Source organism: Sphingomonas sp. FUKUSWIS1 (assembly GCF_000733135.1).
GTDB classification, from domain to species: domain Bacteria; phylum Pseudomonadota; class Alphaproteobacteria; order Sphingomonadales; family Sphingomonadaceae; genus Sphingomonas; species Sphingomonas aerolata.
In genome coordinates this window covers 4357-4584 of record NZ_JPJC01000258.1, presented here as the reverse complement: position 1 = coordinate 4584, position 228 = coordinate 4357, and the positions used below count along the sequence as shown (strand labels likewise).

Below are 228 nucleotides of genomic sequence, written 5' to 3'. Positions count from 1 at the left end.
CAGGCGGGCACCTTCAGCTGCACGACGTGCAAGCCCGCGCTGAAATTCCCCGCCGATGGCGCGTTTCACCCGATCGTCGGCAATCCCTATTATGACGAGGCATCGGTCGCGGTGGTGGATGCGACGACGGTCAAGCGCGCGTTCCGGAAGAGCGGAAAGACAGTCGCCGAGGCGACGGTGACGCTGGCCGCGGACGGGCAGAGTTCGTCCTCCGCCTTTGTCGACCGG

1 pseudogene is annotated in these 228 nt (G+C 66.2%); it reads left to right on the top strand.

The features are described 5' to 3' along the window. Positions 1 to 228: pseudogene (locus sphsw_RS19955) on the top strand (hypothetical protein); the annotation flags it as partial.